The following is a 13,023-nucleotide window of genomic DNA, read 5'->3' as shown; positions in this document are numbered from 1 at the left end:
TTGGGGTGGGTCTTTTACTTCAGGCTATTGCCGTCCAGCGCCGGGTATTCGACAGCAGCCTTGTCCATCGCCGCCATCGTCTCGTCAGGGTTGGCAACCAGTCCGATCTTGGCGAGCGGACCACCGGCCTTCCAGCTTTTGGCCCAATGGGCGACGAATTCCTTGAGGCCCGGGATTGCATCGAGGTGCTGCTTCTTCAGATAGACGAACAGAGGACGAGCCCCCGGATATTTGAAGGTCGAGATGTTCTCGTAAGTCGGATCGACGCCGTTCATCGCAAGGCCCTGCACCTTGTCGAGGTTTTCTTCCAGATAGCTGTAGCCGAACACGCCGACAGCGTTGCCGTTGCTATCCAGTTTGGAGACGATCAGATTGTCGTTCTCGCCCGGCTCGACATAGGAACCGTCCGAACGGACTTCCGTACACACCTGGTCGTACTGATCTTCATCGCTTTCCTTGAGCGCGGCCATTGCCGGGTCGGTTTTGCAGCCCGGTTCAAGGATCAGTTCCTTGAGCGCATCGCGCGTTCCCGAGGTCGACGGCGGGCCGTAGACAAGGATTTTCTGTGCCGGGAGCGAAGGATCGACATCGGCCCACGTCACTGCGGTCTGTTCCTTGCCATAAGGCTTGGCAGCCAGCGCCTTGTAGACGATCTCAGGGGTCAGGTTCATGGTGATGCCGCCTTGCTTCGAAGCAAAGGCAATCCCGTCGAGACCGACCTGGAGTTCGACGATTTCCGTCACGCCATTTGCCTGGCAGGTGTCGAACTCGCTCTTCTTCATGCGGCGCGAGGCGTTGGTCATGTCCGCCGTGTTCGGGCCTACGCCCTGGCAAAACAGGTTCATACCGGCGCCGGTGCCGGTCGATTCGATGACCGGCGCAGGGAAGTCGGGGTTAGACAGAGCGAAATCTTCCGCCACTTTCTTGGCAAAGGGCAGAACCGTCGAAGAGCCGACAACCTGGATCGATTCATTGGCGCTGCTGCCACCCCCGGCACCGCCGCACGCAGCGAGCGCAATCGAAGAGATGGCGGCAAAAGCGATTGTCTTGGTCAGTTTCATTTCAAATGGTTCCTGAAAAATTGGATTGGTCGCCGCATATGGGGCGAATGTGACATACAAATGACAGGCAGGTCAGAAGTCGATCTGCGCACGGATGCCGAAGCTGTCGACGCTGTAGGACGTATCTCCGAGAGCGGCGGCGAAAACGGCATCGTCGTATTCGAGCTTGCCGTAATTGGCGAGCAACAGAGTGTAATCGGTCGGCTTCCATGCCAGCGACAGCAGGTAACCGTTCTGCTTGCCGCCGATGATGTTGGCATCGTTCAGGTCGAGATAGTCGTAGCGAAGATTGACCTGAACCGAACCCATGCCGCCCTCGCCGACCGGGCTGTTCGGCTTAACGCGATCGAATTTCCCGCCTTTATAGCCGCGCGTATCGCCCGCCGTCAGGAAGTAGCCGACTTCGGCATAACCGCCGAAGAAGGTCGGATCATCCATCGCGCCGGGCATGTTGACCGACTGCCAGAAGCCTTCGGCAGCGGCATGGAACGGGCCGGAGATTACTGCGCCCTCGACCCCGAGGCCGAACTCGCTGTCCGCACCCAGATTGCCGGTGTTGATGAAACGCTCGCTGGTAAAATGCACCAGCGGACGCTGGCGATAGCGCACACTCGAACCGTTCTCGAGGTCGGCATAGTGGGCCGAAGCGCCAAGGTGCAGCGTGCTGTCGCCCAATTGCGGATTGATCACGACCCGCGCATCAGCGCCCCAGTTCTTGTTCGAAAGGTCATCGATATTGTCCGTGAACACACCGGCCTGGACCAGCAAATTGTCGCTGCTGAACTGGGCCGCTGCGCCCACGCGGCGTTCGAAACCGAACGCGTCGGTGAACGCGGCGCGTTCGATGAAGGTTGTGTGCAAGCTGCTGGTCAGCTCTTCGAGCGACTGGAAATTGTTCATCTGTCCGACCGACAGTTCGGTATCACCGGCCTCGTACGAGATGATGGCGTCGGTCACAGTGACTTCATTGCCCGCGAAATCGACTTCGAATTTATAGCCGAAACCGCCCGGCATATCGCCCGACACGCCCAGCCGCGCGCGGCGCGCTTCGTTGCCGAAACCGTCCGACCGTCCGGTCGACGAAGGGGCGGAAGTAAATCCGGCATCATACTGCAGGCGCCCGCGCGGCTTGAAGCTCCAGCCGCCTTCGCCCTTGATTTCAGGCGCGCCCTTGAATGCAATCGCCGGCCCATTGTTCTCAGCTGCCTGTTGGCTGGCGGCGCTGGCGGCTTCGACCGCCGACGCAGCGGACTGGCTGGCGCTATCCGCTTTGGCCTCTGCCTGTTCGAGTTCGATTTCCAGCGTGTCGATGCGCGCAGCCATGCGGGTCATTTCCGCACGCATCGCGTTAAGCTCTTCCAGCACGGATGGATCGACGGCCGACTGAGCGCTGGCGGGCATGGCCCATCCGCTGGCGACTGCGACCGCGAGGACCGATGCTTTAAGCGAAGTTTTCATTTCTATTACCCGTTTCCGACGATTGATTGACTGTCAGATGGCGCCGCTATTGATGTTTTGTGACAGGCCGGTGACAAAGCGCCGCAGAAGTTTTGCACAATCCCCCGCGTTCACTTGCTCCGGCCGAAGCAGTTGGCTTGCGGCAAGATAGTTTCAGTTGTAACGGCCTTGCCAGCGCCCCAGGAGACTCGACCAATGCGTATCGGCTGCCCGAAAGAGATCAAGAACCACGAATACCGCGTTGGCCTTACGCCTGAAAGTGCGCGCGAACTGGTATCGCGCGGCAACGAAGTGTGGATCCAGAGCGGCGCCGGTCTGGGCATTGGCGCAACCGACGAAGAATATGTCGCCGCCGGTGCGAAGATCGTCGATGGTCCCGACCCGATCTTTGCTGAGTGCGAAATGGTTGTGAAGGTCAAGGAACCGCAGGCGGTAGAGCGCGCCAAGCTGCGCTCGGACCAGATTCTTTATACCTATCTCCACCTCGCACCCGATCCCGAGCAGACAGAAGATCTGGTCAAGTCCGGCGTGACTGCGATTGCTTACGAGACCGTCACTGGCCGGGGCGGCAGCCTGCCGCTGCTGAAGCCGATGAGTCAGGTGGCCGGGCGCATGAGCATCCAGGCAGGCGCTGCAGCGCTGCAGAAGGAACACGGCGGCCGCGGCGTGTTGATTGGCGGCGTGCCGGGCGTTCTGCCGGGCAAGGTCGTGGTTATCGGTGGTGGTGTCGTCGGTTTCAACGCTGCGCAGATGGCGGTTGGTCTGGGCGGCGATGTCGAAATTCTCGACCGCGATCCGGAAGTCCTCGAAAAGGTCGGCACCTTCTTCGAAGCCCGCGCCAGCACGCGCTATTCCAATAAGACAAATCTGGAAGATTCGCTGCGGCAGGCCGATCTGGTTATCGGGGCGGTCCTGATCCCGGGGGCATCGGCCCCGAAGCTCGTGTCACGCGAGTTTCTCAGCGAAATGAAGCCCGGCGCGGTTCTGGTGGATGTTGCGATCGATCAAGGTGGCTGTTTTGAAACGTCGAAGGCCACCACCCACGCCGACCCGACTTATACGATCGACGGCATTGTCCATTACTGCGTTGCCAATATGCCCGGTGCGGTCGCCCGGACCAGCACCTATGCGCTGAACAATGTGACTCTGCCGCACGCGATGCGCATCGCCAAGCTGGGCTGGAAAGACGCCATGCGCGAGAACGAGCACCTAGCCGAAGGGCTCAATGTTCACGCAGGCAAGGTGACTTACAAGGCCGTTGCTGACGAGCTGGGCTATGAATACCGCTCGACCGCCGACTTTCTGGCATAATTGCAAGCGCTAGGCTGATCGCCACGCACGATAGCGCTTGGCCCGTTTCGCTGCGCGCACCTGATCGGCTATCAGCGCTTTGACCGGCCAGCCGCCCATGCCCGGCGCTTTGCCTTGCGCCATTCGCTCGATCTGCGCCTTGGTCAACGCCATGGTTGCGAGGCCTTTGAGCGATGCATTCTTCCAGCCGACTTGCGGCAATACGGCATCGGCATGCATTCCATCCCGCCAGTGTCTGGGCAGGTCCGGATCGCTCGCCATCGCCCGCGCAATGCCCAGCAGTTCGACCCCGAACCCGGCCTCGTCATGCTCCAGCGCGGCTTCTGCCGATGCGAGCTTGGTAATGCCGCCAGTGACCATGATCGGCATGTCGGCGACTTTGGCAATGTCGCGCGCGAAGGTGATGAAATAGGCCTCGCGCGCACCGGTCGAGCCTTCCTGCGGATTGCCCTGCATCGCCGGACTTTCGTAGCTGCCACCTGACAGCTCGACGAAATCGAGCCCATGACCGTTGAGCCATTCGACGACCTGCCGTGCATCTTCGAATGCGAAGCCGCCGCGCTGGAAGTCGGCGGAGTTGAGTTTGAGCCCGACGCCGAAAGACAGTTTCACCCGGCTCCGCACCGCTTCGACGATCCGGGTGAGGAACCGCGCACGATTCTCCAGGCTCCTGCCCCATTCATCGTCGCGCCGGTTGGTCAGCGGCGAGAGGAACTGACTGACAAGGTAACCGTGCGCACCGTGAATCTGCACACCGTCGAACCCCGCATCCTGTGCCGCCTCAGCGGTGTCGGCGAACCGGGTTATGATTGCCTCGATCTCAGGGACTGTCACAGCGCGAACCGGAGCGAACAGATCGGAGAATTTGCCCAGGTCGAGCGCGACGTTGCTCGGCGAGACCGCGGTTTCGCCGAGCGATTTGTACATCTGCCGCCCGGGATGGCTGATCTGCAACCAGAACTGCCCGCCGCCCGATTTGCCGATATCGGCCCATTTGCGGAACGGAGCGAGGTCGGTTCCCTTTTGCAGCACCACAGCGCCCGGACCGGTCAGCGCCGAAGGGTCGACCATGACATTGCCCGACAGGATCATTCCGACCCCGCCTCTTGCCCATCGATCATACAGCGCGAACAGCTTCTCGCCAGGATACTGCCCCGGCTGTTCAGCGAGGTTTTCCTCCATCGCCGCCTTGCACAGCCGGTTGGGAAGCGAGCTGCCGTTAGGCAGCTTGAGCGGTTCAAAGAGCGGCGAATGCGCCATAAATCAGTTTTCCTGTTCAATCCGGAAGGGAGCAATCACAGCGGGTCGGACGCGTACGAGCCGCTGCGTCTCGCGGTCGAGCATGGCCCATGTAGTCAGTGCCGAGACGATGACCTTGCCCTCGCGATTGCGGAAATCGACCCGCCGCGCCGATGTGGCGCCCTTGGGCTCGCCGGGAATCCATGTCTCCCCGGTCACACTTTCGCCCTCGGAAATATTGCCGCGATAGTCGATCTCGTGTCGGACCACGAGCCAGACGTAGTCACGCGCATCTTCGGGCCGGGCAACCGCATCCCAATGCGCGGTCGCCATGTCCTGCACCCATTGCACCCAGACGGCGTTGTTGACATGGCCCATCTCGTCGATCTGCTCGGGCGAAGCGGTAAAGGTTCTGCGATAGGGTTCGCTCACTTCCCGGCAAGCCCCAGCTGCCACAGGATGAACGCGTATTCCTCGGCTGTCTCGTAGAGCGACGCAAAGCGCCCCGACTTTCCGCCGTGGCCCGCTCCCATGTTCGTCTTGAGCAGCAGTTCGTTCTGGTCGGTTTTCACGTCACGCAACCGGGCGACCCATTTGGCGGGCTCCCAATAGGTCACACGCGGATCGTTGAGACCCGCAGTGACCAGAATCGGCGGATAGTCCTGCGCCATCACCTGGTCGTAGGGCGAGTAGCTGAGGATGTAGGCGAAGGCCTGCTTGCTCTCGATCGGATTGCCCCATTCCGGCCATTCGCCGGGCGTCAGCGGCAGGCTGTCATCGAGCATGGTGCTGAGCACGTCGACGAACGGCACATGCGCAACCACCGCGCCCCACAGGTCCGGATCGGTGTTTACGATCACGCCCATCAATTCGCCGCCCGCAGAACCGCCACTGGCGGACAGTTTGCCCTTCTCGGTGTAGCCTTTGTCGATCAGGCCCTGCGCGACATCGACGAAATCATTGAAAGTGTTCGTGCGCTCGTTGAGCTTGCCCTGCAAGTACCAGCGCCGCCCAAGGTCATCGCCGCCGCGAATATGCGCGATGGCAAAGGCCATGCCCCGGTCCAGCAGGCTCAGCCGCGAGGAAGAGAAGCCGGGCGGAACAGCATAGCCGTAAGCGCCGTAGGCATAGAGATGCAGCGGGCCGGGGCCTTCTGACCGATCTTTGCGGTAGACAACGCTGACCGGCACCATTGTGCCGTCGCGCGCTTCGATGGTCAGACGCTCGGTCGTGTATAGCGACGCATCATAACCGCTCGGGATTTCCTGTTGCTTGAGCAATTCAAGCCGGCCGTCCGCAAGATGATAATCATAGACCGAATCCGGCGTGACCATGCTCTCGTAGTCGAGCCGCAGCTTGTCGACATCATACTCGGGATTGTTCGACAGGCCTGCCGAATAACTCGCTTCGGGGAACGTGATCGGAGTTACCAGCGAAGGGTCTGCGTAGGAGCGTATCTGGACCTGGTCGAGGCCGCTCAGCCGCCCTTCAGTGACATAGAAATCCTTGTAGAGCTCGAAATCGGTCAGATAGAAATCATTCGATCCTTTGATCAGGGTTTGCCATTCTCCGGGGGTCTCCAGCTTTGCTGTCGCCAGGCGGAAATTGATATGTTCGTCATTGGTGTGAACGAACAGCACGCCATCACGGATATCGACATCATACTCGACACCTTTTTCGCGCGCGCGAACAAGGATCTGTTCGCCGGTCGGATCATCTGCCCGGACCAGCCTGACTTCGCTGGTCTCATTGTCGCCAGCGGATATGATCAGCCAGTCTTCCTGCGCTGAAAGTCCGCTTCCGACGCTGAACCCGATGTCTTCTTCGCTGTATATCTCGACATCCTCGGAGGCGTCCGTGCCGATGGTGTGGACGCGGACGTTGTCGACCCGCCAGTTCTCGTTCGCCCGGCCATAAACGATCACGCTGTCGTTCGCAGCCCAGACCAGCCCGGTGCGTGTTTCGAGGATCACGTCGTCGAGCAAATCGCCGGTCTCGAGATCCTTGATCCGCCCGGTGTAGCGTTCTGCCCCGCTGTCATCGCTTGAATAGGCCAGATAGCGCCCGTTCTCAGACACCGAAAACGCTCCGAGGCGGAAATAATCCTTGCCCTCGGCCAGCGCGTTCTCGTCAAGGATCAGCGTTTCGTCGCCGCCATTTGCTGGCTTCCGGTACCACTTGCGGTATTCCTGACCTTCGTCGAACTTTGTCCAGTAGACCCAGTCACCATCCTTTTGCGGTACGGAGGAATCGTCTTCCTTCACTCGGCCCCTGAGTTCGTCGTAGATTGTGTCGACCAGCTCTTTCTGCGGTGCCATGCGGGCTTCGAACCACGCATTCTCTGCCTTCACATAGTCGAGCACATCCTCGTCATCGACCACCGGATAGGACTGATCCTTCAACCAGTGATACGGATCGGAAATTGTGATCCCGTGATGCGTATAGTTGTGCTCGCGCTTTTCCGCGACAGGCGGTGCGGTTGGTACAGGTGCGGTCACGCTTTGAGTTTCCTTGTCTGCGCTCTGTGCCGACGCCGAATTTGGCAGCCAGAGCAGGCCGGCAGCCATTGCAAGGATGCTGATCTGGTGTGGTTTCATGCGCGGTTTCTCTTGGATGGGAAGAGCGGGTGGTCGAGCGGTTGCTAGGTGGGCATCGTCGGCGGCGCAAGAGCATGCTTGGCAGCTGGACGAGACAGTTTTACAGTCAGCGCCAGTGGAGGTCGCCCATGCAGATGTTACGCACGGCAATTCTTGCGCTCGCGCTCGCGCAATCAAGTGCCCTTGCTGCCGAGGATGGCACCCCCCACGCGCCAAGGGCTGTCCTCGATGGAAAGCCCGTCAGCATCGCAATCCTGATTAACGGGTATGGCACGAATTCCAACCGTGATGACGCCGCGATGCGGTTGGCACGTCCGGTGAATGAACCGTTCGAATGGTTCGAGGTTTCTTCTCGGCTGGTACGCGCGCATCTCGCTAATCCCGGACATCTGGGATACTCTCAACTGACGCTGGATATCGATGCCGGCGGTGCAGTCTCCGGTTGCACGTTGGGTAAAGACAGCAAACTCCCGGTCGATGAAGCCGCCATCTGCGGCGACATCATTAGGCAGCGTTTCATCCCTGCGCTGGATGACAACGGCAATCGGATCGAGGGAACATATCGCGTCACGATCATGCCTCGCCGGTACCCGGCGGATAAAGATCAGGCACACGCTCCCCTGCTCACTGGCGAGCGTGACCCGGCGCCTGTACCGATGCTGGCGCCCCGGGTCGATCAGCTGTTTTCCTTCCCCCCATCGCCGTTCTGGATGCGCGCTTTCTATGCCGATCCCGCATGGCGCATTGTGCCCCAAGTCGGTCTGCCGGCCGGCGTATCGGAAGCGGATCGTGCGTATACCGCCATCATCGTCTCACAGAAGGGCGGCAATCCGGCCTGCCGGGTCATCGAAAGGTCCGGTATCGCGGCACAGGACAATGGCGCATGCAGTTTCGCCACAACCGTTCTTGGACCCGTATGGGCCGATGCCTCGGCACAGAACCATCGCGGTGTTCCGCTTTACATTTCGCGGCAAGGGGAAAAGCTGACCGCCTATGCTCCCGATCCGGAGCATGAAAAATCCACGCGAATGGCCGACGAGGTCGAGCACCGCTTCATAGTCTCCCTGACCGAAGCGGGTATCTTTCCCGAAGGCCGCGAGGCCAGCCCCCTGCGCATAAATCTGACGCCCGATTCCAGTGGCCGCGTACGACATTGCCGCATTGTCACTTCGACCGGGAGCGACTCAGCCGACTACGCGACCTGCCGAATTGCGCGGCAGCTTGCCAGCTTGATACCGATGGAAGATATTTTCGGCCGGATATCACCCTACGCCGCGCTATTGTGGAAGGCGGACCCGACGGGCGAATAGCGCGCGGGTGGCAGATCGACACCCGATCCCCTATGTTCGGTCTTGAAAGATTCACACTGACCGGAATTGACGCCATGCTGATGCAAACCCACGAAGCCCGTCTCGCTGCCCTGCGCGAGGAACTGAAGCGACAGGACCTCGACGGGTTCGTCATCCCGATCAGCGACGAGCATATGTCCGAATATATCGGAAGCTATGCCCAGCGGCTGGCCTGGCTGACCGGTTTCGGTGGGTCCGCCGGGGCCGCGATCGTCCTGCGCGACCATGCCGCGATGTTCGTCGACGGACGCTACACCATTCAGGTCCGCGACCAGGTCGACGGGCAGTTCTACGACTATTGCATTATCCCTGGCGAAAGCATGGGCGACTGGCTCAAAGTCCACGCAGGCGAAGGTGCAAGGATCGGGTACGATGCCTGGCTGCACACACGTGGCTGGGTTTCGGCGACCAGCAAGGCGGTGGCCAAGCAGAAGATCGCATTGGTCCCCGTCACGGATAACCCCGTCGACGCTGTGTGGGACGACCGGCCAGAGCCCTCGACAGCCGTGGCCGAAGTGCATGGCGACCAATTCGCTGGCCGGTCGAGCGCGGAGAAGCGCGGCGAAGTCGCCGATTGGCTCAAGGCTGAAGGCTATGACGCAACGGTAATTTCGGCACTCGATTCGATTGCCTGGCTGCTCAACATCCGCGGCACCGATGTCGAACGCACGCCGGTCGCCTTGTCCTATGTCGTCGCACATGACGACGGCACTGCCGAACTGTTCATTGCGCCCGACAAGGTCACTCCCGAACTCGAGAAACATCTCGGCAATGCGGTGACGATCCGCGATCGTGCCGATTTCGAGCCAGCGCTGGGGGCCATGAAGGGCAAGACGGTTGCAGTGGACCCGGAATTCGGCGTCGCCGCCATTTATCAATTGCTGGAAGACGCCGGGGCAACGCCGGTGGCAGAACGCGACCCGGTCATCGTGCCCAAGGCGGTCAAGAACCGCGCCGAGCAGCAAGGACACCGTGATGCGCAAGCGCGTGACGGGGCTGCACTGGCAAAATTCCTGCACTGGATCTCGGTCGAAGCGCCCAAGGGCGGCGAGACCGAGCTTTCCGCAGTGGCCGCGTTGCGCGGGTTCCGCGAGGAAACCGGCCTGTTGCGCGACCAGAGCTTCGATACGATCTCTGCCGCCGGTCCGCATGCCGCGATACCGCATTACCGTGTGGACGAGGATTCGAACCTGCCGATCGAACCGGGCAGCGTTTTCCTGTGTGATTCCGGCGGGCAATACCGTGATGGCACGACTGATATCACCCGCACCGTGTGGATTGGCAATGCGGAGGGAAGTGCCGCACCGACGCAGGAGCACAAGGACCGGTTCACACGGGTACTCAAGGGGCACATCGCGCTGGCCATGGCGCGCTTTCCCGCTGGCACCAGCGGCGGCCAGCTTGATGCCCTTGCACGACAGTTCCTGTGGCAGGCAGGTGTGGACTACGCGCACGGGACCGGACACGGAGTGGGCAGCTATCTCGGGGTGCACGAAGGGCCGCAACGCATCGCGAAGGCGACCGGACCTCAGCCCGGCACGGGCGAGCCGCTGCGCGCAGGGATGATCCTGTCCAACGAGCCGGGCTATTACAAGGCAGGCGACTTCGGGATCAGGATCGAGAACCTGGTCTTGACTGTGCCGCAGGATATCGACGGGGCGGAAGGCGACTATCTCGGCTTCGAAACTCTGACATTCGTCCCGATCGATCGCTTGCTGGTTGACCGCAGTCTGATGACCGATGAGGAAATCGGCTGGTGGAACAGCTATCACGCGCGGGTTCGCGAAATCCTCGTTCCGCAGCTCGATGGCGACGTTCTTGCCTGGGTCGAGGAAGCCTGCACGCCACTGTAGTGGCTTGTGGCACTGGCGTTGTTCCACTAATGTTCCACCTGGTCGCGAGTCGCATCAGGGAGAATTTGCATGATCGGATACACTACGCTGGGAACCAACGACCTGGAGCGCGCGGCCGTATTCTACGACGCGATTGCCAAGGAAATGGGCGTCGGCCGGATGATGGAGTTCGACACATTCATCGCGTGGGGCGCGTGGGATGGCGGAGCCGGCATCGCCGCGACCAAACCGTTCGACGGCAAGGAAGCGACTGTCGGCAATGGCACTATGGTCGCCATTCAGGCGCAGGGCACTGACCAGGTTAAACGCCTTTACGATATCGCCTTGGCAAATGGCGGCAGCGACGAAGGTGAACCGGGCCCTCGCGGTGAACCGGATGAGAACGGCAACACTTTTTATGCCGGCTATTTCCGCGATCCCGACGGCAACAAGCTCAATGCGTTCTGCATGGTCAATGACGGCAGCTAGAACTGGCGGGGTGATTTGCTTTTCACCGCGATGAACAACCCAGCCTGTTTGATACAAAGAGCGACAAATCTCACTCCAAACGGCATAAAGCTGCGACATTGCGCGGCTAGAACGATATCACGAGCTGTGGCGGTCCCGAACCAGTCCCCCTCTCCCTAGAGGAACCGTCGCAGCTCAATCGTTACTTCGATTGGAGAATCCGAGATGAAAAAACTGACCCTCACCCTTTCGGCCGCAGCACTCGCCCTGGCAGGCGCAAGCGTAGCCTATGCCGACCATCATGGCGCAAAGCGTGGTCCCGATGCGGACCAGAATGGCGTGATAACCAGCGCCGAACACCAAGCGCACGCCGCGCAGATGTTCGAACGGATGGACGCCAATGGCGATGGCACGATCAATGCCGAAGACCGCAGCGCGAGACAGACAGAGCGGTTTGCCAAAATGGATGCCGATGGCAATGGCGAAGTCACTCTGACTGAAATGCAGGCTGCGCGCGAGGCGCGCGCCCAGCATATGCAGGAACGACGCGCCAAGCGCGGCGCTGAGCGCTTCGATCGGCTCGACACCGACAAGTCCGGCGGCCTGTCTCAGGCCGAACTCGATGCCGGGCGCGAAATGAAGCATGAACGCCGCGGCAAGCGTGGTGAGGGTGCCGAAGGCCGGCGCGGCGGCGACCACAGAATGCATGGCGGGCGGGGCGGCATGGCGATGCTCCGCATGGCCGACACCGATGGAGACAAATCGGTCTCCCGGGCAGAGTTCGCCGCTGCGATCGACAAGCGCTTCGCAGCGATGGACAGCAACGGCGACGGCCAGGTATCTGCAGAAGAACGCAGTGCCGCACGCGAGGCACGTCAGGAACGCCGCATGGAACGCCGCGCGGGGCGGCGCGGCGAGTAAGCCGCCGCGTGCATCTTTGCCGCCTCCAAGACCAGGTGCAGTGGATATCCGATGACTGAAACTGCCCTGACCTCCCTTTTGCTGGTCGATGACGAAGCCAGTCTGCGCGAACCCCTGGCGGAATATCTTGTCCGCCAGGGGTTCGACGTGCAGCAGGCCGTTAGTGCCGCAGCCGCGCGCAGTCTCTTGCGTGAAACAGTGCCCGATCTGGTCCTGCTTGATGTCATGATGCCGGGAGAAGACGGGCTTTCGCTGTGCCGACATCTGGTCGAAGCACGGCAACTTCCGGTGATACTTCTGACGGCAAAAGGTGAAGCGACCGACCGGATCATCGGGCTGGAAATCGGCGCAGACGACTATGTGACCAAGCCGTTCGAGCCGCGCGAACTTGTGGCCCGCATACGTTCTGTGCTGCGCCGTGCAGGCCGCGCCTCATCAACGCGGCTTGCAGATTCCCCTTACGAGTTCGAAGGCTGGCAGCTCGATCCTCTCAAGCGCCGTTTGACTGACCCGGAAGGCGTGCTGGTTTCCATCTCGACTGCGGAATTCCGGCTCTTGCGGGCATTTCTCGATCATCCACGCCAAGTCCTCGACCGCGATCAATTGCTCAATATGGTCCAAGGCCGCGAAGCACATTTGTTCGACCGCGCGGTGGACAACCAGATCAGCCGGCTGCGACGCAAAATCGAAGCCGATAGCCGCAACCCGGAGTATATCGTGACCGTCCGCGGGGGTGGCTATCGCTTTGCTGCGAAGGTCTCTCGGCCGCTGCCGGACAAGGACTGAC

The 13,023-nt window shown here is 60.8% G+C and carries 11 protein-coding genes; 6 read left to right on the top strand and 5 right to left on the bottom strand.

What is annotated here, in order from left to right:
- Positions 1-14 precede the first annotated feature (14 nt).
- Together E0502_RS07300 and E0502_RS07295 are read right to left on the bottom strand one after the other, a co-directional pair.
- Positions 15-1,061 (bottom strand): substrate-binding domain-containing protein, encoded by a 1,047-nt coding sequence (locus tag E0502_RS07300; RefSeq protein ID WP_137677235.1) that lies wholly within the window; start codon positions 1,059-1,061, stop codon positions 15-17.
- 72 nt (positions 1,062-1,133) lie between these two features.
- Positions 1,134-2,519: an OprO/OprP family phosphate-selective porin gene (locus E0502_RS07295; protein ID WP_137677234.1), complete on the bottom strand. Its 1,386-nt coding sequence runs from the start codon at positions 2,517-2,519 to the stop codon at positions 1,134-1,136.
- 195 nt (positions 2,520-2,714) lie between these two features.
- Here E0502_RS07295 and ald point away from each other — a divergent pair, with 195 nt between their 5' ends.
- Complete coding sequence (ald, locus tag E0502_RS07290; protein ID WP_137677233.1) at positions 2,715-3,830, top strand: alanine dehydrogenase; 1,116 nt, start codon at positions 2,715-2,717, stop codon at positions 3,828-3,830.
- A 9-nt stretch (positions 3,831-3,839) separates the two neighbouring features.
- On the opposite strand, the gene E0502_RS07285 is transcribed toward ald, so the two are convergent.
- Genes E0502_RS07285 through E0502_RS07275 form a run of 3 tightly spaced genes read right to left on the bottom strand, consistent with a single transcriptional unit; the run spans position 3,840 to position 7,666 of the window.
- Complete coding sequence (locus tag E0502_RS07285; protein WP_137677232.1) at positions 3,840-5,090, bottom strand: NADH:flavin oxidoreductase/NADH oxidase family protein; 1,251 nt, start codon at positions 5,088-5,090, stop codon at positions 3,840-3,842.
- Positions 5,091-5,093: 3 nt separating this feature from the next.
- Positions 5,094-5,501 (bottom strand): acyl-CoA thioesterase, encoded by a 408-nt coding sequence (locus tag E0502_RS07280; protein WP_240048900.1) that lies wholly within the window; start codon positions 5,499-5,501, stop codon positions 5,094-5,096.
- Positions 5,498-7,666 carry a S9 family peptidase gene (locus E0502_RS07275; RefSeq protein ID WP_137677231.1) on the bottom strand — a complete coding sequence of 723 codons (2,169 nt, stop codon included), beginning with the start codon at positions 7,664-7,666 and terminating at the stop codon, positions 5,498-5,500. Before E0502_RS07275 ends, E0502_RS07280 begins: the two co-directional genes overlap by 4 nt.
- Before the next feature lie 134 nt (positions 7,667-7,800).
- On the opposite strand from E0502_RS07275, the gene E0502_RS07270 reads away from it, so the two are divergent.
- The 5 genes from E0502_RS07270 to E0502_RS07250 all read left to right on the top strand — a co-directional run bounded on the left by E0502_RS07270 (position 7,801) and on the right by E0502_RS07250 (position 13,022).
- A complete protein-coding gene (locus E0502_RS07270; protein WP_137677230.1) occupies positions 7,801-8,976 on the top strand; it encodes a hypothetical protein in 1,176 nt (391 codons plus the stop codon).
- Between the two features lie 74 nt (positions 8,977-9,050).
- Positions 9,051-10,868: an aminopeptidase P family protein gene (locus E0502_RS07265; RefSeq protein WP_137677229.1), complete on the top strand. Its 1,818-nt coding sequence runs from the start codon at positions 9,051-9,053 to the stop codon at positions 10,866-10,868.
- 69 nt (positions 10,869-10,937) lie between these two features.
- Positions 10,938-11,336: a VOC family protein gene (locus E0502_RS07260; protein ID WP_137677228.1), complete on the top strand. Its 399-nt coding sequence runs from the start codon at positions 10,938-10,940 to the stop codon at positions 11,334-11,336.
- A gap of 204 nt (positions 11,337-11,540) precedes the next feature.
- A complete protein-coding gene (locus tag E0502_RS07255; RefSeq protein WP_137677227.1) occupies positions 11,541-12,236 on the top strand; it encodes a CREC-EF hand family protein in 696 nt (231 codons plus the stop codon).
- 51 nt (positions 12,237-12,287) lie between these two features.
- Positions 12,288-13,022: a response regulator gene (locus tag E0502_RS07250; RefSeq protein ID WP_137677226.1), complete on the top strand. Its 735-nt coding sequence runs from the start codon at positions 12,288-12,290 to the stop codon at positions 13,020-13,022.
- Position 13,023 lies beyond the last annotated feature (1 nt).

The organism is Parerythrobacter lutipelagi (assembly GCF_005434975.1).
In the GTDB taxonomy this organism is placed as follows: Bacteria; Pseudomonadota; Alphaproteobacteria; order Sphingomonadales; family Sphingomonadaceae; genus Parerythrobacter_A; species Parerythrobacter_A lutipelagi.
Note: the sequence above shows the minus strand (reverse complement) of the source record. Positions and strands in the feature narration are given on the sequence as shown.

Coding starts and splice junctions, on each gene's coding strand:
- E0502_RS07300 (WP_137677235.1), bottom strand. CDS start 1,061: ATGAAACTGACCAAGACAATCGCTTTTGCCGCCATCTCTTCGATTGCG.
- E0502_RS07275 (WP_137677231.1), bottom strand. CDS start 7,666: ATGAAACCACACCAGATCAGCATCCTTGCAATGGCTGCCGGCCTGCTC.
- E0502_RS07295 (WP_137677234.1), bottom strand. CDS start 2,519: ATGAAAACTTCGCTTAAAGCATCGGTCCTCGCGGTCGCAGTCGCCAGC.
- E0502_RS07270 (WP_137677230.1), top strand. CDS start 7,801: ATGTTACGCACGGCAATTCTTGCGCTCGCGCTCGCGCAATCAAGTGCC.
- E0502_RS07260 (WP_137677228.1), top strand. CDS start 10,938: ATGATCGGATACACTACGCTGGGAACCAACGACCTGGAGCGCGCGGCC.
- E0502_RS07285 (WP_137677232.1), bottom strand. CDS start 5,090: ATGGCGCATTCGCCGCTCTTTGAACCGCTCAAGCTGCCTAACGGCAGC.
- E0502_RS07250 (WP_137677226.1), top strand. CDS start 12,288: ATGACTGAAACTGCCCTGACCTCCCTTTTGCTGGTCGATGACGAAGCC.
- E0502_RS07265 (WP_137677229.1), top strand. CDS start 9,051: ATGCTGATGCAAACCCACGAAGCCCGTCTCGCTGCCCTGCGCGAGGAA.
- ald (WP_137677233.1), top strand. CDS start 2,715: ATGCGTATCGGCTGCCCGAAAGAGATCAAGAACCACGAATACCGCGTT.
- E0502_RS07255 (WP_137677227.1), top strand. CDS start 11,541: ATGAAAAAACTGACCCTCACCCTTTCGGCCGCAGCACTCGCCCTGGCA.